This is a genomic window from Vibrio sp. 1557, assembly GCF_033340175.1.
In the GTDB taxonomy this organism is placed as follows: Bacteria; Pseudomonadota; Gammaproteobacteria; order Enterobacterales; family Vibrionaceae; genus Vibrio; species Vibrio alginolyticus.
This window is the reverse complement of the sequence record NZ_JAWOVZ010000002.1, coordinates 204571-225860: the sequence shown is the minus strand read 5'-3', so window position 1 is coordinate 225860 and position 21290 is coordinate 204571. Positions and strand designations below refer to the sequence as shown.

Here is a 21290-nt window from a genome sequence, read left to right as displayed (position 1 = left end):
GCTATCTCTCCTCTTCTTTGGCAAGTTCAGGTTCGACGGCAAATTCAGAGTGACAATCCACACACTGCTTGATCAGTTGTTTTCTGTCGTACGACAACGCTTTGGTTTTCGCTGTGTGTACATCGTGGCAATTTGAACAAGTGAGGTTTTTGGCGTGCACATCGTGCGTCCAGTGGCTTTCTCTCAGTTGTGTCGGTGCATGGCAATCCACACATCGGCTGTTGGCTTTAAGAATCATGCTTGGATCAAGGAACACTTTGTCGTGTACCTCTTTCGATTGCGCGGCAGAAAACTTAATCACATCAGGCGCGCCTTCACGGTGATCAGGGCCGATGTTGCTATGGCAGTTAGTGCAATTGAGCTGCTTACCTTGACTCAATAACGCTTGCGAATCATGCGATAGATTCAGAGTCTCTTTGGCGTCCTTATGACATTGAAGACACTTGTAGTCTCGGTCACGGATCAACTCGACTTGATGACGCTCAGCTTGAGCACCTTCAATCGGCTCTGAAGAAGTCGCATGGGCGGCGATGGAGAAACCATAGATGGCAAAGACGAAGAGAAGTTTCAGCATTGTCTCTATGGTCAATTTTATATTGCCCATATTGTTCTTTCCTTAGCTCGACAATAATTGATAACTATTCTCAATTATTTATTTGAGCGACAATTAATTTCCTCTGAAGATATTTTCTAGATCTTCAAATGACATCAATTCTTATTTCGGAAAGCCACAACGCTAAACCTATATTTATAATACCTCTATTATTCATAAGGGGTAGAAACACCTGCTCAAAAAGCGAACTAAATCACCCTATTTTTAAAAAGGTTAAAACCCCAAAGCATTGTAGAACAATGACTTAACAACTACCACTTTAGAGGTATATAAATTCAAACATGACTGAGATCACTGGTGTAAATTGATCTAAAACAAGACAAGATTCACTCACTATTTCATCTATCCAATTAAGCAATATTATTAATCGTAGATCTCCAGTTCTTATTTGGAATAGCTCCTCACAACGCTGCTAATAAAAACGAATATGGAGATAACACTGTGAGCATAAAACACTGGATGAGCGCACCTATTGCGGTTGCGACCTTATTCGCCAGCCAATTATTTTTGGTTGGCGCTCCGTTAGCGGCAGAAGAGAAGGATTTTATCGATCCTCGAAATGACGCCTTTGAACAGAACCATCCCGACCAATACCACTCTTGGAAAGCAACATCCGAAAGTGAGCACATAGAAGATGCTCTAAGTGAAGACCCAAACATGGTTATCCTGTGGGCAGGTTATGGCTTCGCGAAAGACTACAACAAAGCGCGCGGTCACTTTTACGCACTTGATGATGTTCGCCAAACCTTACGTACTGGCGCACCAACCGACGAGAAGTCCGGGCCTATGCCGATGGCGTGCTGGAGCTGTAAAAGCCCAGACGTTGCTCGCGTGATTGATGAACGTGGTGAAGACGGTTATTTCGAAGGTAAATGGGCACGCTTAGGCTCAGAAATCGTCAACCCTATCGGTTGTTCCGATTGCCACAACACGGGCTCTGAAGCCTTCAAGAAAGGCGAACCCGCGCTGGCACTGACTCGCCCATACGTCGAGCGTGCTTTTGATACTATTGGTAAAAACTTTGATGAACAGTCTCGCCTAGATAAGCAAGCATCGGTCTGCGCTCAATGTCACGTTGAATACTACTTCACCGGCCCAACTAAAGCGGTTAAATTCCCATGGGATATGGGCACCACCGTTAATGACATGGAGAAATACTACGACGCGTTGAATTTCAAAGATTGGACGCATGCCGTATCTAACGCGCCGATGCTAAAAGCACAACACCCGGGTTTCGAAACTTGGAGAGCGGGTATTCATGGTAAAAACAAAGTGGTGTGTGTGGACTGCCACATGCCTAAAGTGACCAAAGAAGACGGTACGGTGTACACAGACCACAAAGTGGGTAACCCATTTGATCGTTTTGAAGACACCTGTGCGCAATGCCATACCCAAACTAAAGAGCAGCTACAAGGCATCGTCTCGACTCGCAAAGCGCAAGTACTGAACATGAAGCTAACCGCCGAGAAGCAAATCGTAGCGGCACACTTTGAAGCAGGCGCAGCGTGGAAAGCAGGTGCAACAGAAGCAGAGATGGAACCTATCCTACAAGATATTCGCCATGCACAATGGCGTTGGGACTACGCGATTGCTTCTCACGGTGTCCACATGCATGCTCCTGAGGTAGCACTAGAAGTACTTGGTACTGCAGTTGACCGCGCTGCTGACGCCCGTACCAAGTTGGTTCGCTTACTGGCAACCAAAGGCATTACTGACCCTGTTCAAATTCCAGATATCTCGACCAAAGCGAAAGCACAGCAAGCACTGGGCATGGATATGGATAAGATGAACGCAGACAAGAAACACTTCCTAGAAACGGTGGCACCAGAATGGGATACAGCAGCAGCTGAACGCGAAGCCACATATTAGTCTAACTTGCAGAGGTTAGTTTATAGATACAACAAGGGGCGTACTGAACGCCCCTTTTCTTTCTTTATTATCTTTATCTCTTCATCCTGATTCTATCGAGAGACAAAAATCGAATGTACTAGCGACGAGGAAGCCTAGGTCTAGGTTGAATATTTGGACGTGCTTTAGGTATCTGCACATTTGGACGAGCAACTGGACGCTGGATCTTCGTTTCCGGTAATGCTTTTCTTTGTTGAACCTTTTCTTTCACCGCCTTGCCTTGTAAAGTCGCTGGTTCAATATGCTCCGGACGATTCTCCCATTGGGTTCGAATCTCTTGCTTTTGCTCGTCAGGCAGTGATTGCCAATGATCGTCAAGTTGGCGTTTCATGTTATCGATATTGGCGGACATATCGTCGTCTTTCCAATCTTCGACTTTGTCTTTGATGGATTGCTGTTGGTCTTCATCTAAACCATTCCACCACTCTTCCAGTTTCTCTTTGTATTCATCGTCGTTATCGCAACAGCCCGGATAGTAATAAATCCAGTAGTCGTCATGATCGTACCACCACGGGTCGTAGTAACCCGATGAATAATAAACCGTAGAGGAAGAGCCAGAATGATCGGAAGAGCTACAACCCGCCAGCACAGAGCCGCACAGCAAAACCAATATGCTTAGTGCTTTATTTTTCATTCGTTGCCCACCTTTCTCTCTATTGCTTGTTAAATTGTACGCTTACAATAGCTCTTTTGCTTTGTTAATAGAGTTAATGATTTGCACCCTATCTAAATTTGGATCATTAGAATCTAATAATATTACCCAGGCATCAATCGCTTCCTGAAATCGGAATGACAGAAAATGATCATTTGCGATCAAAGACAAAGCGGCTTCATTGTGCGGTTCTATCTGCAAAGCTTGCTCCAAAAGCAAGCTAACTTCTTGCGTCATTGATTGCTGGTGAATGTAGTACAAGGTCGTCGCCTTTGCAGCAAGTTGCGTGGCACTGACTGGCTCAGTCAGTTGGATCGCGTAATCAAAACAAATCAGCGCGCCATCAAATTCCCCCTCTAGCAGGTAGCCCTGCCCGAGTTGGAACCACAATTCAGCGTTGTTCGGATCTTCACGCAACTGGTCTTGAATCTCTTTCATGATGTCACGAGCAGTCATCATTCGTGACATTTCCGCTTGTATTGGTTTAGGCGGTGTTTGATGCAGCAATAAGAAACTGGCACTCGTCACGACAAGTACTAACAGGCAAAAGCCAAACCATTGAGCAGGTTTAACTTTTGATGCACTCAGTGATAAGAGTACGATAAACAACCCCATCAGAGTGATGGCAGCGAAAAACCAAACAGACATAACACGTCCTGTAAACAAAGATAACGTCAGTGTACGCATTTCTTACTTTAAATGCGTTGATACAGATACAAAAAAGCCGAGCAACTAAGGGCTCGGCTTTTCATATCAGGATAACGATGTAAGATTACTCTTCGTTACCTTCCTCTGCATCATCAGCAGCTGGAGCTTCTGAAGCGTCTTGCTGCGTATTTTCGCCTGTTGACTCTAACGCTTCTGCATCTTCATCAGCAGGCAGCTCTTCATCATCAACTTCTTCAATACGTTGCAAACCAACAACTGATTCATCTTCCGCAGTACGGATAAGCGTTACACCTTGTGTGTTACGACCAACCTGGCTAACTTCACCCACACGAGTACGTACTAACGTGCCAGCGTCGGTGATCATCATCATTTCATCACCTTCAACAACCTGGATAGCACCAACTACCGGGCCATTTCGCTCAGAAACTTTGATAGAAACTACACCTTGAGTGCCACGACCTTTTGTCGGGTACTCGCTAAGTGCTGTACGTTTACCATAACCGTTTTCTGTAACCGTTAGGATATCGCCTTCGTGCGAAGGAACAATAAGTGATACAACTTGGTCATTTTCAGCCAGTTTCATACCACGAACACCAGAGGCGGTACGACCCATAGGACGAACACCTTTAAACTTGATCTCTGGCTGACCATTCTCATCAAGAACTGGTTTACCATTTTCATCAAGTACTGGAATCTCTTCTGCTTCTTTAAAGCGAACCACTTTACCCGCTTTAGAGAACAGCATGATTTCGTTTTCGCCGTTAGTGATATCCACACCGATTAACGAATCGTCTTCACGTAGGTTCACAGCGATTAGGCCGTTTGAACGTACGTTTGCAAACTGGTTCAACGGCGTTTTCTTAACCGTACCGTCACCTGTTGCCATGAAGATGAATTTGTCTTCAGAGAATTCATCAACACGTAGAATCGCGGTAATGCGCTCACCTTCTTCTAATGGAAGGATGTTCACAATTGGCTTACCACGCGCAGTACGGCTCGCTAGAGGCAATTGGTAAACTTTCAGGCGGTATGTCTTACCACGAGTAGAGAAACACAAGATGTTATCGTGGGTATTCGCCACTAGAAGACGCTCGATATGGTCTTCATCTTTCATCTTAGTCGCACTCTTACCTTTACCACCACGGCGCTGTGACTCGTAGTCGCTCAGTACTTGGTACTTAACGTAACCACCGTGAGATAGAGTAACCACAACGTCTTCACGTGCGATCAGCTCTTCCATGTCAATATCATGGCTCGCAGCTGTGATTTCTGTACGACGAGCGTCACCAAAGCCGTCACGAACCGCTTCAAGTTCTTCACGGATCACTTCCATCAAACGCTCAGTGCTCGCAAGGATATGCATGAGTTCAGCGATTTCTTCTAGAAGTGTTTTGTATTCGCCAAGAATCTTCTCGTGTTCTAGACCTGTTAGTTTATGTAAACGTAGATCTAGGATAGCTTGTGCTTGTTGCTCAGTCAGGAAGTACTGACCATCACGAATACCATATTCAGGCTCTAGCCATTCAGGGCGCGCAGCATCTGTACCAGCACGCTCTAGCATTGCTGAAACGTTGCCTAAATCCCAACCACGAGCGATAAGACCCGCTTTTGCTTCAGCCGGTGTAGGTGCCTTACGGATAAGCTCAATGATTTCATCAATGTTAGCAAGCGCTAGAGCTAAACCTTCAAGGATATGAGCACGTTCACGCGCTTTACGCAGTTCGAAGATAGTACGACGTGTCACAACTTCACGACGGTGATCAACGAAGCACTTCAGCATATCTTTTAGGTTGAATAGCTGTGGCTGGCCATTGTTTAGGGCCACCATGTTGATACCGAAAGTGGTTTGCAGCTGAGTCTGAGCGTAAAGGTTGTTTAGAACTACTTCGCCCACAGCATCGCGCTTACACTCAATAACAATGCGCATACCGTCTTTATCTGACTCGTCGCGCAGTGCACTGATGCCTTCTACTTTCTTATCTTTAACTAGCTCAGCGATCTTTTCGATCAAGCGAGCTTTGTTCACCTGGTAAGGAATTTCAGTGACGATAATGGTCTCTTTACCATTCTTCTCCACTTCGATGTCCGCTTTCGAACGCATGTAGATTTTGCCACGACCTGTTTTGTACGCGTCTACAATGCCTTTACGACCGCTGATAAGCGCCGCCGTTGGGAAATCAGGACCAGGAATGTAATCCATTAGTTCATCAATAGTGATTTCTTCATTATTGATGTATGCAAGACAGCCATCAATCACTTCGCCAAGGTTATGAGGCGGGATGTTGGTTGCCATACCTACTGCGATACCAGAAGCACCGTTAACCAATAGGTTTGGAATTTTAGTTGGAAGAACCGCTGGGATCTGCTCAGTACCGTCGTAGTTTGGTACGTAGTCTACGGTTTCTTTGTCTAGGTCAGCCAATAGTTCATGGGCAATTTTGGCCATTCGAACTTCGGTGTAACGCATTGCCGCAGCAGAGTCGCCATCGATCGAGCCAAAGTTACCTTGACCATCGACCAGCATGTAACGAAGCGAGAACGGCTGAGCCATACGTACGATTGTGTCGTACACAGCACTATCACCATGTGGGTGATATTTACCGATTACGTCGCCGACAACACGGGCTGATTTTTTATATGGTTTGTTCCAATCGTTGCCTAGTACGTTCATCGCGAATAAAACGCGGCGGTGTACTGGTTTTAGGCCATCACGCACATCTGGAAGAGCACGACCCACGATGACTGACATCGCATAGTCTAGATATGAACCTCTAAGCTCATCTTCAATGTTTACGGGCGTGATCTCTTTAGCTAAATCGCTCATAGAGCCATTATCCCTCTATTATCTGATCGTAATTACGATACGTGTAAGGTGCAAAAATATAACACACAATTCATCACTTCGGCATCACTTTCCCTCTCCTTTTATCAGGTTGTGAGCTTGGTTATGAATCAAATGTCGAGAATTTGCACACTCATCCCATATCTTTCTGATTAGTGGTTATATTTCGGTCAATATTGAGCAAAATCGGACTCTTTACGCGGAAAAGCGATGTAAATTCCTTTAACTACACAACGCGAAAATGCAGGTTTTAGAGTTATTGTCACTGGCACCAGTTCAAGGATGAACCAAAAACAATAGTTAGCGCTTTACAAATTACAGGCACCTGTCTCGATTGCCGCGCCAGTGAACTCTGTCATTGTCCCTTAACTAAGCACATCGAGGTTGTTTGGGTGTAAAACGTTGGAGTATACTGGCGCCCTCTAAAGGACTCAGATTGAATGCAATAAAACCAATTATGACTAAAGCACAAAACGTCGACCCAAGTGAAATTAAGAAATTCGAGGACATGGCTTCTCGATGGTGGGATTTAGAAGGCGAGTTTAAGCCGCTTCATCAAATTAACCCACTTCGTTTGAACTATGTACTTGAAAAAGCAAATGGCTTGTTTGGCAAGCGCGCACTTGATGTCGGCTGTGGTGGTGGCATTCTTGCTGAAAGCATGGCAAAAGAAGGCGCTATTGTGACGGGGCTTGATATGGGTAAAGAACCATTAGAAGTCGCGCGACTACATGCATTAGAAACAGGTACTCAACTGACCTACATTCAGAGCACAATAGAAGACCACGCTATAGAAAACGCAGGAACTTACGATGTCGTGACTTGTATGGAGATGCTTGAACACGTTCCAGAGCCTCTCTCCGTTATCCGCTCTTGTGCTGCACTAGTCAAACCCGGTGGTCACGTGTTTTTCTCAACTTTGAACCGAAACATTAAGTCGTACTTATTTGCTATTGTCGGTGCTGAGAAGCTTCTTAAGATTGTTCCTGAAGGCACTCATGAGCACGATAAGTTTATCAAGCCAGCCGAAATGATGAAGATGATAGACCAAACTGACCTGACGGAAATGGGCATTACTGGGCTTCATTACAACCCTCTAAATGACAGCTACAAACTCGGTCGTAATGTAGATGTAAACTACATCGTTCATACTAAAAAATACTGAACGCTATTAAGTTAAAAAATGAGTTTTGTGATTGACATTTTTTAAAGAAAATGAATCGGAAGCGGTAGCACATAGTTGCCGCTTTTTTTGTCTTTTTATGGCTAAAATTCGTGCTCTAGATTCCATTTTGACCAAGCTATTTTTCGTAGATAAAAACGGCCAAAGATCAAGGAAAATATTTTTGCATGCGGTTATTTCTAAACCGATCTCGAAACCGTACTTTTAACCATTCAAGTCTGCCCTTTTCTCATCGGTTAGTGTTCACTTACTGATTTTTTTCATTTTGTCAGTTATCCACAAGTCATCCCCGATCTGTACCTTGATAAATCAGTGTAATAGCACTATCTTGTAACCCGCAAACAAATGAACCCCTATATGTTGTGTTTAAGCGACAATATATAGATAGACTTTGATCACAAAGCCGCCGCAAGCTTTACTCATATTGCACATAAACAAACAAAAATACGGCTTTTATCAGTTTTCTTAGGGAAATAAAGCAGAATGAACCAACAACTTACCGTCACCAAGCGTGATGGCCGTAAAGAAAGTATCGATCTGGATAAAATCCACCGCGTTATCACTTGGGCTGCAGAAGGTCTAGATAATGTTTCGGTTTCTCAAGTAGAACTTCGCGCTCACATCCAGTTTTACGACGGCATCACAACGACAGATATTCACGAGACAATCATCAAGTCTGCGGCAGACCTGATCTCTGAAGAGACTCCGGATTATCAATACCTAGCTGCTCGCCTAGCGGTATTCCATCTGCGTAAAAAAGCGTATGGCCAATACGAGCCACCAACGCTTTATGATCACGTGTCTCGCCTCGTCGATATGGGTAAGTACGATCAACATATTCTAGAAGACTACACAAAAGCAGAACTCGACGAACTTGATGCGTACCTCGACCATAAACGCGACCTAAACTTCTCATACGCGGCAGTTAAGCAGCTAGAGGGTAAGTACTTCGTACAGAACCGTGTTACGGGCCAAATTTACGAAAGTGCTCAGTTCTTGTACATCCTTGTAGCAGCGTGCTTATTTGCGAAATATCCAAAAGCGACACGTCTTGATTACATCAAACGTTTCTACGATGCGACATCGACATTTAAGATTTCTCTACCTACGCCAATTATGTCTGGCGTGCGTACCCCTACTCGCCAGTTCAGCTCATGTGTTCTGATCGAGTGTGGAGACAGTCTTGATTCTATTAACGCAACAGCAAGCTCAATTGTTCGTTATGTATCTCAGCGCGCTGGTATTGGTATCAACGCAGGTCGTATCCGTGCATTAGGCTCAGAGATTCGCGGTGGTGAAGCATTCCACACTGGTTGTATTCCGTTCTACAAGTACTTCCAAACAGCAGTAAAATGTTGTTCACAAGGTGGTGTACGTGGTGGCGCAGCTACTGTGTTCTACCCAATGTGGCACGGTGAAGCACGCTCACTAATGGTACTTAAGAACAACCGTGGTGTTGAAGAAAACCGTGTTCGTCACATGGACTACGGTGTTCAGTTAAACAAACTGATGTACCAACGTTTAGTTGAAGGCGGCAATATTACGCTATTCTCACCATCTGATGTACCTGGTCTGTACGACGCATTCTTCGAAAACCAAGAAGAGTTTGAGCGTCTATACGTGAAGTACGAGAACGATCCTTCAATCAAGAAAGAAACGGTTAAAGCGATTGAAATGTTCACTCTGCTAATGCAAGAGCGTGCATCAACGGGTCGTATCTACATCCAGAACGTGGACCACTGTAATACTCACAGCCCATTTGATTCTGAAGTCGCTCCAGTTCGTCAGTCGAACCTATGTTTAGAAATCGCACTGCCAACGAAACCATTAACTAACGTTGAAGATGACTCAGGCGAGATCGCACTGTGTACGCTTTCTGCATTCAACTTAGGTGCTATCAAGTCTCTAGATGATTTCGAAGAGCTATCCGATCTTGTTGTTCGTGCGTTAGATGCACTGCTTGATTACCAAGATTACCCTCTACCAGCGGCATACAAATCGACTATGAACCGTCGTACGCTAGGTGTTGGTGTGATTAACTTTGCTTACTACTTAGCGAAGAATGGCGTGAAATACTCTGACGGTAGCGCGAACGGCCTAACTCACCGTACGTTCGAAGCAATGCAGTACTACCTATTGAAAGCATCTGTAGCACTGGCGAAAGAACAAGGTAAGTGTCCTTCATTCGACGAGACGAACTACGCGAAAGGCTTACTGCCGATTGATACGTATAAGAAAGATATCGACCTAATTTGTGACGAAGCGCTGCACTACGACTGGGACAGCCTACGTAAAGAAATTATGGAGCACGGCCTACGTAACTCAACACTGACTGCGCTAATGCCTTCTGAGACTTCTTCTCAGATTTCAAACGCAACTAACGGTATTGAGCCACCACGTGGTTACGTTTCAGTAAAAGCTTCGAAAGACGGTATCCTGAAGCAAGTTGTACCAGAGTTCACAGAACTTAAAGACAGCTATGAACTGCTTTGGAATATCGGTTCGAACGACGGTTATCTACACCTTGTGGGTATTATGCAGAAGTTTGTTGACCAAGCTATCTCTGCTAATACTAACTACGACCCGTCACGTTACGAGACTGGCAAGGTTCCAATGAAGAAACTACTTCAAGACCTGCTAACAGCGTATAAGTTTGGTGTGAAAACGCTTTACTACCACAACACTCGTGATGGTGCGAAAGATGAACAGAAAGACGCTGTTCAACCACAAGATGACGATTGTGCTGGCGGCGGTTGTAAGATTTAATCTTCCCGTACCTAGCGAACCCGTAAAGACAGACTATCGATAACCTCCCCCTTACGGGGAGGTTTAAAAGGAATTGAGGCATTATGGCTTACAGTACTTTTAACCAAAAAAAGAATGACCAATTGAAGGAACCAATGTTCCTAGGTCAATCAGTAAACGTTGCACGTTACGACCAACAAAAGTTTGAGATTTTCGAAAAACTTATCGAGAAACAACTTTCTTTCTTCTGGCGTCCAGAAGAAGTAGACGTATCTAGCGACCGTATCGATTACAACAAACTGCCAGATCACGAGAAGCACATCTTCATCTCTAACTTGAAGTACCAAACGCTTCTTGACTCTATCCAAGGCCGCAGCCCTAACGTGGCACTGCTGCCGCTTGTGTCTCTGCCAGAACTAGAGACTTGGATTGAGACTTGGTCTTTCTCTGAAACGATTCACTCTCGTTCTTACACACACATTATTCGTAACATCGTGAACGACCCTGCGGTGGTGTTTGATGATATCGTTGAGAACGAGCACATTCTGAAGCGTGCAAAAGACATCGCGCACTACTACGACGATTTGATTCAAGCGACGAATGATTACCATCGCTACGGTGAAGGTGAGCATGTCCTTAACGGTGAAACGGTTAAGGTTAGTCTGTACGATCTTAAGAAGAAGCTGTACATCTGTCTGATGTCTGTTAACGCATTAGAAGCTATTCGTTTTTACGTAAGTTTCGCATGCTCTTTCGCTTTCGCAGAACGCGAACTAATGGAAGGTAACGCGAAAATCATCAAGCTGATCGCTCGTGACGAAGCACTTCACTTAAACGGCACGCAGCACATGATCAACCTGCTACGTAACGGTCAAGATGACTTCACTTTCATGCAAATCGCAGAAGAGGCAAAACAGGACTGTTTTGACCTATTCAAAGAAGCGGCTGAGCAAGAAAAAGAGTGGGCAGAGTATCTATTCAAAGATGGCTCTATGATCGGTCTAAACAAAGACATCCTAAGCCAATACGTTGAATACATCACAAATATTCGTATGCAAGCGGTAGGTCTACCAGCAGCGTATCCAGAAGCAACAACCAACCCAATTCCATGGATTAACGCTTGGTTGTCTTCAGATAACGTTCAAGTTGCGCCTCAAGAAGCAGAAATCTCTTCTTACCTTGTGGGTCAAATTGACAATGAAGTTCGCGCAGATGACTTCGAAGGATTCGAGCTGTAATGGCAACACTCAAAATCAACAAACTGATCAGCATTGAATCCAACCCTTCCAATACGATTTTGGAAACAATGGAGCAAGCTGGCCTATTACCAGAATACAACTGCCGTGATGGGCACTGCGGCGCCTGTCGCTGCAAATTGGAGTCTGGTGAAGTGGAGTATGTTGGTTTTGCCATGGCTTACACACAAAGTGATGAAATATTACCTTGTATCTGTAAAGCAAAATCAGATTTGTCACTTAGCGGCGTTAACTACGCGATGAAAGAAAAGCAGCGCGCATAACGTTGACTCGACGGTATAAAATGCAAAAGCCAAGGCAATCACCTTGGCTTTTTTGTCTCTGTGTTTTGTCTCTCAGACTACTGTAGAGAGCTTTGGTTATAAAGCACTGCTCGGGAGGTGCATCTCTTTAACTTTCTCCAAAAATGCATAATGCGCAAACATCGGTTTACGTTCTAGGTAGCGACGCAACAAGTCTAGTGCTGCCGTGCTGATCACTTTAACTTGATCACTGCGCTGATACTTTTTCGAGAGTTTATATAACGCTCCCCACTCGCCTGACGGTGTCGATAAAGCGACGGAAAAAACACCCTCTTCAATATGGCCAGTAACGAGTGATAAATCCGTCCCACACTTCTCTCGCGTAGCACCAGCCAGAGCAAACGTTTCCGCTAATGGATCTCCGCTGTTGGCCATCGCTTGAGTCAGGCTCGGTAGTATCCAACCATGCCCTAGTTGCTTTTCAGCGTTTTCATCACCGTTTAGCCAGTACGTTAAGTATCCTCCGCTACTTTTTTCGGAGGTCGACACTGTTAGTCCTTTATCGACCAACAACTGGCCGACATTTTCAACCATAGGTAAATCAATACTAACGGTATTACTCTCAAGGTGTTTATTAATTATCTGTACGAGTTTCAAACGCTGTTCAAGCTGATCTGAAAGACCAAAAAGTTTCACTTCAATAAAAGGCAAGTAAGAGCGATACCCTAGCTCATAGCCTTGAGGAAGTTTTAGCTGATCTAGCTTATCTGAAATACCGGATTCAGACAGACCAAACGTGTAGATTCGACTACAACATGAACCTTGAACATCGGGAAACACTCTTCTCAGATCGGGAAGAATTTGCGTCTCTGCCATGAGCTTAAATTCACTTGGTACACCCGGTGTGAAATAAAAAATGGCATCATTAATCAGCATTTTGAAACCGCAAGCAGTGCCTATCGGGTTGTCCAATATCTCTGCCGTTTCTGGCAGCATTGCTTGCTTTAAATTACTGTCCGGCATAGGGATGCCACGTCGAGCATACAAACTTTCTAGATGCTGCAACCACTCTTTGAATAGCACCAGTTTACAATCGGCGGCTCTCGCGGCGGCGGCAGCACTCATGTCATCCGTTGTAGGGCCTAAACCACCATTAACAATAACCACATCGTTGTTAAAGCTGAGCATTAAAAACTCTTCAACCAAACTCGATAGGCTATCACCAACCGTTGAGCGCTTTGTTAAGCCAAATCCATGTTGATAAAACAGGCTAGACAACCATGCCGCATTAGTATCAACAATATCACCGTGGAGGACTTCCTCACCAGTACTAAGCATTGCTATTTTCACAACTGACTCCTGAACGTAAGCACAATCCTATTTTCGTTATAGCGCTTATTTTTCTTTTTATTTGGACAAATCTCGCCGAGGTTTGTTGGGACTAAATAAGGGTCAAGTGTTTAAATGATTGATGTTTTGAGGGATAATTACGAGCCCGAACATACACCATTAACTCGGAGACCTTTGTGTCAAAATCATCCATGTTCAAGACGACTCTAACAGGCCTTTGCTTGGCTTCGTCAGCGCTTGCGCACGCAAGTCGCTATGACCTAAACCGTCATACAGAGTTTTCTTACACACCTGATTGCTTGTCAGGTTACTGCGAAACGACGACTCTGTACACCTTCGAGGCTCAAAATCGCGGTGTTATGTATGAACAGAATAATGATGATTCGCTAAACCTTGACGCAGGGCTTCAGCCTAAACATCTCATCATCCCTCAAGATAAAGACTGGGATTATCTGATGGGTCAAACCTACACCATTCTAGGTCTCAGTATCGCGACCGTAGGCATGATGACTTTTCTTCCAGAAAGTATCACCAAATGGGACGAAGAAGACCGAGACATGAGTAAGTTGGGGCAAAAGTGGAAAGATAATGTCTCTGACGGCCCCGTTTGGGATCGCGATGAACATGTCCTCAACTACATCATGCACCCATATTTTGGCGGCGTTTACTACACGGCAGCACGTCACGCTGGCTATAATGAATTTCAGTCGTTTTTGTACTCCGCAACTATGTCGACGTTCTTTTGGGAGTATGGCGTGGAGGCGTTCGCAGAAGTACCATCTTGGCAGGATATTTTTATCACACCATTCTTTGGTGCTGTTGTTGGTGAAATGATGTTAACGGCTGAGCAAGACATTATTGCAAACGGCGGCGAAGTTATGGGTTCTGAAACCGCAGGTGATGTTTCGCTCTTCTTCTTAAACCCTGTTGGACATATTCATTATTGGGTAACTGATGCATGGGGCGGTAGTGCAGAACTACAATTCAATTCATCACCTTGGTTTGGAAACCAAGATGTTGCAAAATTCGCCATGGACGCAGGCGCAAACTACGACAGTCAATTTTATGGTATCGAGTTAAAAGTAACCTTCTAATCCTAAGTTGATACTCGGTAAAAAGCAGCCTTACGATGGCTGTTTTTTTGTGCTCTGAACATTGTTTTAATTATTTGCATCACGAATTAGTGTTAAAAATTGACTTTCATCAAACATTACCCGCCCTTAGCACCTACACTAAATAAAAGGATTTATTCCAATAACTTAAGTAGCACGTTTATTCGTACTGCGTCCAAACCTTGATTCCAGGAGGGGACATTATGAACACCGTATTTATTGTTAATTTTGTCGGACAAGCGTCACCCGCCACGATTAAAGAGCTCGCTGCAATCACACACGAAAACGGCGGGAAATGGCTGATCAGCAAAGTAAACTTTATCGAAGACCAAGTTGCAGGTGTCATCAAAGTAGAGCTTCCAAGAGAAAATGCCGACATCGTTAAACAGGCGTTCTCTTCTTGTCAGACTCTTGTTGTTAGGTTCGTCGACTCTGAGCCTCACTCATATCGTGAAGACACTATCTTCCAACTTCGTTTAGATGCCAACGATAGAGCGGGTATTGTGAATGAAATTACTCACGTTCTCGATAATCAAGGTATCTCAATTTTAGATATGGATTGTCAGCGTGTATTCATTGCTGGAGGCGGAGGGGTAAGCTCTAGCTTATTCAGCGCTAAAATGGCGATAAAACTACCTAGCGAGCTAGAAATTGAAGACATAGCCAATGAGTTAGAATCTCTGAGTGAAGACACTCGTGTAATTGTAGAAAGCTAACTGCATACCTTTAACGCTTCCCCAATAAAAAGAGCAGCAATTCAGCTGCTCTTTGTCGTTCTAATACTCAATACGTTTTATTTCACTGACCACTGAGACAGTGAACGTTTGAAATCAGAGTAGTCAAATTCATTCAGTTTTTGAATGTCACCATTCGAGCGTTGACAGTAGACCGACGGCATACGTAGACCGTTAAACCAGTTCAGTTTCACCATGGTGTAACCGGCACTATCTAGAATATGCAGACGCTGTCCTATCTCTAGAGGCTGTTCGAAGTTCGCCACGCAGAACTGGTCACCAGCCAAACAAGAGCACGAGCCGATCACATACTCATGTTCACCATTTTCAGATGCTTCAAGAATTGACGCTGGCTCATTGTAGATCAACGTATCTAAGCGGTGAGCTTCTGTGGCTGAATCGACAATCGCCGTCTTCTTTACGTTCTCTACGATATCAACCACTGTTACAACGAGATCAGTGGTCTTAGTAATTATCGCTTCACCCGGCTCTAAATACATTTGTACGCCGTGTTTCTCTGAGAACGCTTTAAGTGCTAACCCCAACTTCTCGATATCGTACCCCGGCCATGTGAAGAACACGCCGCCACCCATGCTTACCCAGTCCAGCTTATCTAGGTACTCGCCAAACTGATCTGAAATAGCATCGAGTAAGCCGATAAACGCATCCACGTCTTTGTTCTCACAGTTCATGTGGAACATTACGCCATCAATACCATCAAAAATTTCCGGTTTGATGTGATCAGCCTGAACACCAAGACGAGAGAATTGACGCGCTGGGTTTGCTAAGTCTTGCCCTGCATAGCTCACACCTGGGTTTAGGCGCAAGCCAATCGATGCTTTGCCTTCGACAATATGACGATAAGCCGCTAGCTGTGACTGAGAGTTAAAGATCATCTTGTCACAGATGTCCGCCACATCGCGAACGTCATCTTCGCTGTAACCCACACTGTATGCGTGTGTCTCACCACCGAACGTTTCGTAGCCAAGCTTCACTTCAAACGGGCCAGAACTTGTTGTTCCGTCTAGGTAAGGCTTGATGATGTCGAATACACCCCATGTTGAGAAGCACTTCAGTGCTAATACAAGCTTCACACCAGAGATGTCTTTTAGCTGTTTTGCTTTCTCTAGGTTCTCAATCAGCTTGTCTTCATTGATCATGAAGTATGGCGTTTTTAGTTCGTTTTGTTGCATTTTGATACCTTACGTCTCTTCGCCTTAGCAAAGACACTATAAAATCGAACAAAGCCGACGCAAGTGCATCGGCTTAAACGTACAAATAAGAGTCGCTAAATTCTTACTTCAATTTATGGATAACAGGTTGTCCTGGCTCCAGTTCTTGAACATGCCAATCTAGACCAATAGATGGCATGGTTTCTAGGAATGGGTCTGGATCTAGCTGCTCCATGTTGAACACGCCTTTGTCTGCCCATTTGCCACGGAAGAACTGCAAAGCCGCAGTGATCGCTGGTACGCCAGTGGTGTATGAGATAGCTTGGTGTTCAACATCTTCGTATGCGACTTCGTGATCAGCGTTGTTGTAAATAAATACACTGCGCTCTTTACCATCTTTCTTACCTTGAACCCAAGTACCGATACACGTTAGGCCAGTGTAGCCTGGCGCGAGTGATGTTGGATCTGGTAGTAGTGCTTTTAGCACGTGCAAAGGTTGAACAACCGTACCGTCATGAAGCGTTAGTGGATCTGGGCTGAGTAGACCGATGTCGCGCATCACATTGAAGTAGTTTAGGTAACGGTCACCAAAGCCCATCCAGAATTCGATGCGTTTCGCCGGGATGAACTCTTGCATAGATCGAACTTCGTCATGCGCCATTGAGTACACTTTGTGAGAACCACAATTCGGGAATTCAAACTCAAGCATACGTGAGTGACAAGGTACTTGTTTCCACTCGCCGCTTTCCCAGTAGAACGAATCGCCTTGAATCTCAAGCATGTTCGTTTCTGGATCAAAGTTAGTTGCGAACTTCTTACCGTGGTCGCCTGCGTTTACATCCATTACGTCGATAGTATCGATTTCATCGAACAGATGCTTCACTGCGTATGCGGCAAACACCGATACTACGCCCGGATCGAAACCAGCACCAAGAATACCTGTAATGCCCGCTTCTTCAAACTTCTCACGGTAACCCCACTGCCAATCGTAAGCTTGAGGTACTTGTTGGCCTTCAGAGCACAAATCAACCGCAACAGATGTATCAAGGTATGACACTTTAGCTTGGTAACATGCTTCCATAATAGACATGTTCACCCAAGGAGGACCTGCGTTGATCACTAAGTCAGGTTGTACTTCTTTAATTAAAGCAACTAAAGAATCTACGTCGTCCGCGTTTACCGCTCGCGCTTCTAATTTCTTAGTTGAATCTTTCAGATTGTTTTTCTTCTGAATCGATTCGATGATTTTCTCACACTTACCTACGGTACGTGATGCGATTGTGATATCACCCAGAACGTCGTTGTTTTGTGCTGCTTTATGTGCAACTACCCAGCCAACGCCGCCTGCACCAATCTGTAGAATTGCCATAGTTTTCCGTTACCTTTGTTAAACTAGCTCTGCCGCTAGCGTATTGATTTTTGAGAGCAAAGATTCAAAGTCCGCCGTCGTCAGACACGGGTTCAAAATCGTAAATTTCAATGCAGTTTTATCGTCGACAATGGTTTCACCCAATACCGCGATACCGCGTGTTAACGCTTCTAAGCGCAACGTTTTGTTCAGTTCATCAAGATCCGCTGATTCATGTGTCGCGCGGAACAGAACCGTAGATAGTGATGGTTCAGCCAACAACTCAAAGTGTTTGTTATCTCGAATCATGTCCGCCACTTCAAGCGTCTGTTCAAGCAAATGATCATACATATCGCCTAGGGCTTTTGGCCCTACGCTTTGCATCGTCATAAACACTTTGAGCGCATCAAAACGCTTAGTTGTCGCAATAGACTTATCCACCAAGTTCGGTAGTTCGTCGTGTTCGCGGTTCAAGTAGTCTGCATGGTGAAGCAGGAATTTAAAGTTAGACTTGTCATTTACCAATAGCGCACCACAACTGATGGTTTGGTAAAACAGCTTATGGAAGTCTACGCTGATGGAATGTGCACGCTCACAACCTTTCAGACGTGTTTTTTGGCTACTTAGAATCAGAGCTCCACCGTATGCACCGTCAACGTGCATCCACATGTCATGTTTCGCTGCGATATCGGCGATAAAGTCTAAGTCATCAATAGCACCGTGGTCCGTTGTACCCGCTGTACCAACAATGGCAAATGGGATCAAACCTTCTGCTTTGGCCTGATTGAGAACTTCGTCTAATTTAGTGACATCCATCGTTCCATCGGCATTAGCATCGACGGTCATGACCGCTTTTTCACCCAATCCCATCCAAGAGGCTGATTTTTGAACCGTGAAGTGGGATTTTTTCGAACATACAATACGTAGCTTGTCTGCGTATTCAGGAAGGCCAAGCTTTTGAATTGAGTGTGCACTGAGTTTGTCAGCAATCCAATCTCGCGCAAGCATCAAACCCATTTGGTTACTTTGCGTACCGCCGCTCGTGAAGATACCGTCCGCTTTTTCACCTAACTCATATTTATCGCATAGCCAGTTCACAACTTTCTGTTCAACATAAGTCGCTGATGAAGCTTGATCCCATGAGTCCATCGACTGGTTCAAAGCCGCAATCATTGCCTCTGCCGCAATCGCTGGCATCAACGGTGGAGTATGTAGGTGAGCAATACAATCTGGATGTTGAGTAAAAATTGCGTTTTTCGCGACCAGCTCAGCAGCATCGTCGATAACGGTTTTAAGAGGCGCATTTCCATTATCAAGATCAACGTCGTGAATCGCTGCTTCCAATGCTTTTGGATCCATACCTGAATACGGTGCAGTCACTTGTTCAAACACTGACTTCATTACCGTAGTAGTGTGATTCATCACCGAAGCAAATTCATTGCTGCCCATCTCTCCAGTGTGGATGAAATGCTTCTTCCATTCATCTTGTGGCTGAGTTTCGATGTGACTACCGCCTGCGGCTAAAATCGCGTCTTCAAATACACGTAAAGCAAAGTCGATTTGTTCAAACGAGATGATAAGAGGAGGAAGGAAACGAATTACTGCGCCTTCGCGTCCACCTTTCTCAACGATCAAGCCACGCTCAAGTGCTGCACGTTGAATAGAAAGTGTGAGTTCACTATCCGCTTGAGGTTCACCAAATTTATTGAGCTCACCGTCTGGATTTTTAATCTCCACGCCTAGCATCAAACCTTTGCCACGAACCTCTGCGATACAGTTCACACGCTTTTGAATACTTTCAAGGCCGTAGCGCAAGTACTGACCCGCAATATTGGCATGCTCAACAAGATTATCACGCTGGATAATTTCTAATGCTTTCGCACCAGAGACCATAGCTAGCTGGTTACCACGAAATGTACCTGTGTGCTCGCCCGGCTTCCATGTATCATGTTGCTTGTTGATAACCAATAGCGACATTGGTAAGCCACCACCAATTGCTTTTGATAAACACAGAATATCTGGAACAATGCCCGACTCTTCGAACGCGAAATTGTAGCCAGTTTTACCAACACCACACTGGATCTCATCGAAGATCAGTAAGATACCGTGTTCATCACAAATACGACGTAACTCTCGTAGCCAGAATGCTGGCGCAGGAACAACACCACCCTCACCTTGCACTGGCTCCACGATAATCGCGGCAGGCTTCATAATGCCTGACTCATCATCGTTTAAAAGACGATCGATATAGCGAATACTTGCTTTCGCACCTTCATCACCGCCAAGCCCAAAAGGACAACGCAGGTTGTATGGGAAAGGCATAAAGTGCACATCCGACATCAAACCAGTTCGACGAGCTTTCGTGCCTAAGTTACCCATCATCCCCATCGTACCATTAGTCATACCATGGTATGCGCCACGGAAGGCAAACATAGTGTTGCGACCGGTAGTCTGTTTCGCGAGCTTGATAGCAGCTTCAACCGCATCAGCTCCAGACGGGCCACAAAATTGGATAACGCTGTTCTCGCTTAACTCTTGAGGAAGAAAAGACTTAACGGATTGAATAAACGTCGTTTTTGCTGATGTTGCAATATCTAGCGTCTGATATGGCAGTCCTGAATCTAATTGTTCTTTCAGCGCTTGGTTTATTTCAGGATGGTTATACCCCAAAGCTAGAGTGCCTGCCCCCGCAAGGCAGTCTAGAAAGATCTGTCCACGCGTGTCTTCAACCAAGCACCCAAAGGCTTGTTTAATTGCGATCGGCAAACGACGTGGATAAGAACGTACTTCAGATTCATGCTCAGCCTGATCAATCAATACTTGATCTGGCGTTAAGTCATACGTTCCCTCAACGATAGGAACCTGAGACGAAAAAATGTTTGCGATATTGCTATCGACTTCAAAGGCAGTGCTCATACTACATAATCCCTTGAATTATAATAATTCTGTATCCTGTATTAATAATCATTAGAATGAAATTACAGGAGGTGTGAATACCCCTCCGCATTTGTCAGTGCATAAATGACAAATACAGATCATCCGCCACGATACTCGCGACTTTACATGTAAAAGGGATTAATCAAGGTTCTGTAATGCACCCGTTTTGTAAAACAGGACATTTCGGCAGTATGAAGCTGATTAGTGTGTGTTTATTCAAAGGTTTCAATGTTGGGTTTCCCATTAATATGCCGCGTTTACAGCATTAGTACCCCGTCTATCGACAAAAGGCTTTGCCGATACCTACCCTACGCAGTGTCACAATCAGCTTGAATGGTCACTACGCGTATCCCCCAGAGATCAAACGTTGTTAATTACGCTCCGAGATTGCGCGCGAATTTATCACAAAATAAAATCTTCTGGCAACGATTTTTCATATTAGTAACAGTGATGTAAATCACAACAAAACATACCCCATTGCAACTCACATGTTCATATTCATGAGCTATGCTTTTCTGCTTCTCTCA

15 protein-coding genes are annotated in these 21290 nt (G+C 44.7%); 7 read left to right on the top strand and 8 right to left on the bottom strand.

Going from position 1 to position 21290, the window contains the following annotated elements; all coding sequences use genetic code 11:
* Position 1: 1 nt before the first annotated feature.
* Positions 2-604 (bottom strand): cytochrome c nitrite reductase pentaheme subunit, encoded by a 603-nt coding sequence (gene nrfB, locus R7070_RS04235; RefSeq protein WP_005376830.1) that lies wholly within the window; start codon positions 602-604, stop codon positions 2-4.
* A gap of 450 nt (positions 605-1054) precedes the next feature.
* On the opposite strand from nrfB, the gene nrfA reads away from it, so the two are divergent.
* A complete protein-coding gene (gene nrfA / locus R7070_RS04230) occupies positions 1055-2482 on the top strand; it encodes an ammonia-forming nitrite reductase cytochrome c552 subunit (RefSeq protein ID WP_318141102.1) in 1428 nt (475 codons plus the stop codon).
* A 118-nt stretch (positions 2483-2600) separates the two neighbouring features.
* Here nrfA and R7070_RS04225 read toward each other — a convergent pair whose 3' ends face one another.
* The 3 genes from R7070_RS04225 to gyrA form a co-directional block, all read right to left on the bottom strand.
* Entirely contained in the window at positions 2601-3155 is a 555-nt protein-coding gene (locus R7070_RS04225; protein ID WP_005376825.1) for a hypothetical protein, read from the bottom strand.
* 42 nt (positions 3156-3197) lie between these two features.
* Positions 3198-3821, bottom strand: coding sequence for a tetratricopeptide repeat protein (locus R7070_RS04220; RefSeq protein ID WP_031778934.1), 624 nt, complete (start codon positions 3819-3821; stop codon positions 3198-3200).
* Between the two features lie 124 nt (positions 3822-3945).
* On the bottom strand, positions 3946-6666 hold the full coding sequence (gene gyrA, locus R7070_RS04215; protein ID WP_005376821.1) for a DNA topoisomerase (ATP-hydrolyzing) subunit A: 2721 nt from the start codon (positions 6664-6666) through the stop codon (positions 3946-3948).
* 475 nt (positions 6667-7141) lie between these two features.
* Here gyrA and ubiG point away from each other — a divergent pair, with 475 nt between their 5' ends.
* From ubiG to yfaE, 4 genes are all read left to right on the top strand, one after another.
* Positions 7142-7849 (top strand): bifunctional 2-polyprenyl-6-hydroxyphenol methylase/3-demethylubiquinol 3-O-methyltransferase UbiG, encoded by a 708-nt coding sequence (gene ubiG / locus R7070_RS04210; RefSeq protein ID WP_318141101.1) that lies wholly within the window; start codon positions 7142-7144, stop codon positions 7847-7849.
* A gap of 501 nt (positions 7850-8350) precedes the next feature.
* Entirely contained in the window at positions 8351-10633 is a 2283-nt protein-coding gene (gene nrdA / locus R7070_RS04205) for a class 1a ribonucleoside-diphosphate reductase subunit alpha (RefSeq protein ID WP_005376819.1), read from the top strand.
* Between the two features lie 83 nt (positions 10634-10716).
* Positions 10717-11850, top strand: a complete 1134-nt coding sequence (nrdB, locus tag R7070_RS04200; RefSeq protein ID WP_005376818.1) for a class Ia ribonucleoside-diphosphate reductase subunit beta — start codon at positions 10717-10719, stop codon at positions 11848-11850.
* Positions 11850-12131, top strand: a complete 282-nt coding sequence (gene yfaE / locus R7070_RS04195) for a class I ribonucleotide reductase maintenance protein YfaE (protein ID WP_005376817.1) — start codon at positions 11850-11852, stop codon at positions 12129-12131. The genes nrdB and yfaE overlap by 1 nt, the downstream gene beginning before the upstream one ends.
* A gap of 96 nt (positions 12132-12227) precedes the next feature.
* On the opposite strand, the gene R7070_RS04190 is transcribed toward yfaE, so the two are convergent.
* Positions 12228-13460 (bottom strand): CinA family nicotinamide mononucleotide deamidase-related protein, encoded by a 1233-nt coding sequence (locus tag R7070_RS04190; protein WP_256900124.1) that lies wholly within the window; start codon positions 13458-13460, stop codon positions 12228-12230.
* Between the two features lie 191 nt (positions 13461-13651).
* On the opposite strand from R7070_RS04190, the gene R7070_RS04185 reads away from it, so the two are divergent.
* Both R7070_RS04185 and R7070_RS04180 read left to right on the top strand, forming a co-directional pair.
* Complete coding sequence (locus R7070_RS04185) at positions 13652-14554, top strand: DUF3943 domain-containing protein (protein ID WP_213963915.1); 903 nt, start codon at positions 13652-13654, stop codon at positions 14552-14554.
* Positions 14555-14775: 221 nt separating this feature from the next.
* Positions 14776-15288 (top strand): glycine cleavage system protein R, encoded by a 513-nt coding sequence (locus R7070_RS04180; protein WP_005376814.1) that lies wholly within the window; start codon positions 14776-14778, stop codon positions 15286-15288.
* A gap of 77 nt (positions 15289-15365) precedes the next feature.
* Here the strand turns inward: R7070_RS04180 and nspC are convergent, their stop codons facing one another.
* From nspC to R7070_RS04165, 3 genes are all read right to left on the bottom strand, one after another.
* The gene (nspC, locus tag R7070_RS04175) at positions 15366-16499 is read right to left on the bottom strand and encodes a carboxynorspermidine decarboxylase (RefSeq protein WP_256900123.1); all 1134 of its coding nucleotides are present in this window, start codon (positions 16497-16499) and stop codon (positions 15366-15368) included.
* Between the two features lie 103 nt (positions 16500-16602).
* On the bottom strand, positions 16603-17847 hold the full coding sequence (locus R7070_RS04170; RefSeq protein ID WP_132936799.1) for a carboxynorspermidine synthase: 1245 nt from the start codon (positions 17845-17847) through the stop codon (positions 16603-16605).
* A gap of 18 nt (positions 17848-17865) precedes the next feature.
* Positions 17866-20742 (bottom strand): pyridoxal phosphate-dependent class III aminotransferase, encoded by a 2877-nt coding sequence (locus R7070_RS04165; RefSeq protein WP_170897285.1) that lies wholly within the window; start codon positions 20740-20742, stop codon positions 17866-17868.
* Positions 20743-21290: the final 548 nt, after the last annotated feature.

Excerpts from the sequence above, each read along its gene's own strand:
- nrdB (WP_005376818.1), top strand. The coding sequence starts at position 10,717 with ATGGCTTACAGTACTTTTAACCAAAAAAAGAATGACCAATTGAAGGAA.
- yfaE (WP_005376817.1), top strand. The coding sequence starts at position 11,850 with ATGGCAACACTCAAAATCAACAAACTGATCAGCATTGAATCCAACCCT.
- gyrA (WP_005376821.1), bottom strand. The coding sequence starts at position 6,666 with ATGAGCGATTTAGCTAAAGAGATCACGCCCGTAAACATTGAAGATGAG.
- ubiG (WP_318141101.1), top strand. The coding sequence starts at position 7,142 with ATGACTAAAGCACAAAACGTCGACCCAAGTGAAATTAAGAAATTCGAG.
- nrfB (WP_005376830.1), bottom strand. The coding sequence starts at position 604 with ATGGGCAATATAAAATTGACCATAGAGACAATGCTGAAACTTCTCTTC.
- R7070_RS04165 (WP_170897285.1), bottom strand. The coding sequence starts at position 20,742 with ATGAGCACTGCCTTTGAAGTCGATAGCAATATCGCAAACATTTTTTCG.
- nspC (WP_256900123.1), bottom strand. The coding sequence starts at position 16,499 with ATGCAACAAAACGAACTAAAAACGCCATACTTCATGATCAATGAAGAC.
- nrdA (WP_005376819.1), top strand. The coding sequence starts at position 8,351 with ATGAACCAACAACTTACCGTCACCAAGCGTGATGGCCGTAAAGAAAGT.
- R7070_RS04225 (WP_005376825.1), bottom strand. The coding sequence starts at position 3,155 with ATGAAAAATAAAGCACTAAGCATATTGGTTTTGCTGTGCGGCTCTGTG.
- R7070_RS04185 (WP_213963915.1), top strand. The coding sequence starts at position 13,652 with ATGTTCAAGACGACTCTAACAGGCCTTTGCTTGGCTTCGTCAGCGCTT.
- R7070_RS04220 (WP_031778934.1), bottom strand. The coding sequence starts at position 3,821 with ATGTCTGTTTGGTTTTTCGCTGCCATCACTCTGATGGGGTTGTTTATC.
- R7070_RS04170 (WP_132936799.1), bottom strand. The coding sequence starts at position 17,847 with ATGGCAATTCTACAGATTGGTGCAGGCGGCGTTGGCTGGGTAGTTGCA.
- R7070_RS04180 (WP_005376814.1), top strand. The coding sequence starts at position 14,776 with ATGAACACCGTATTTATTGTTAATTTTGTCGGACAAGCGTCACCCGCC.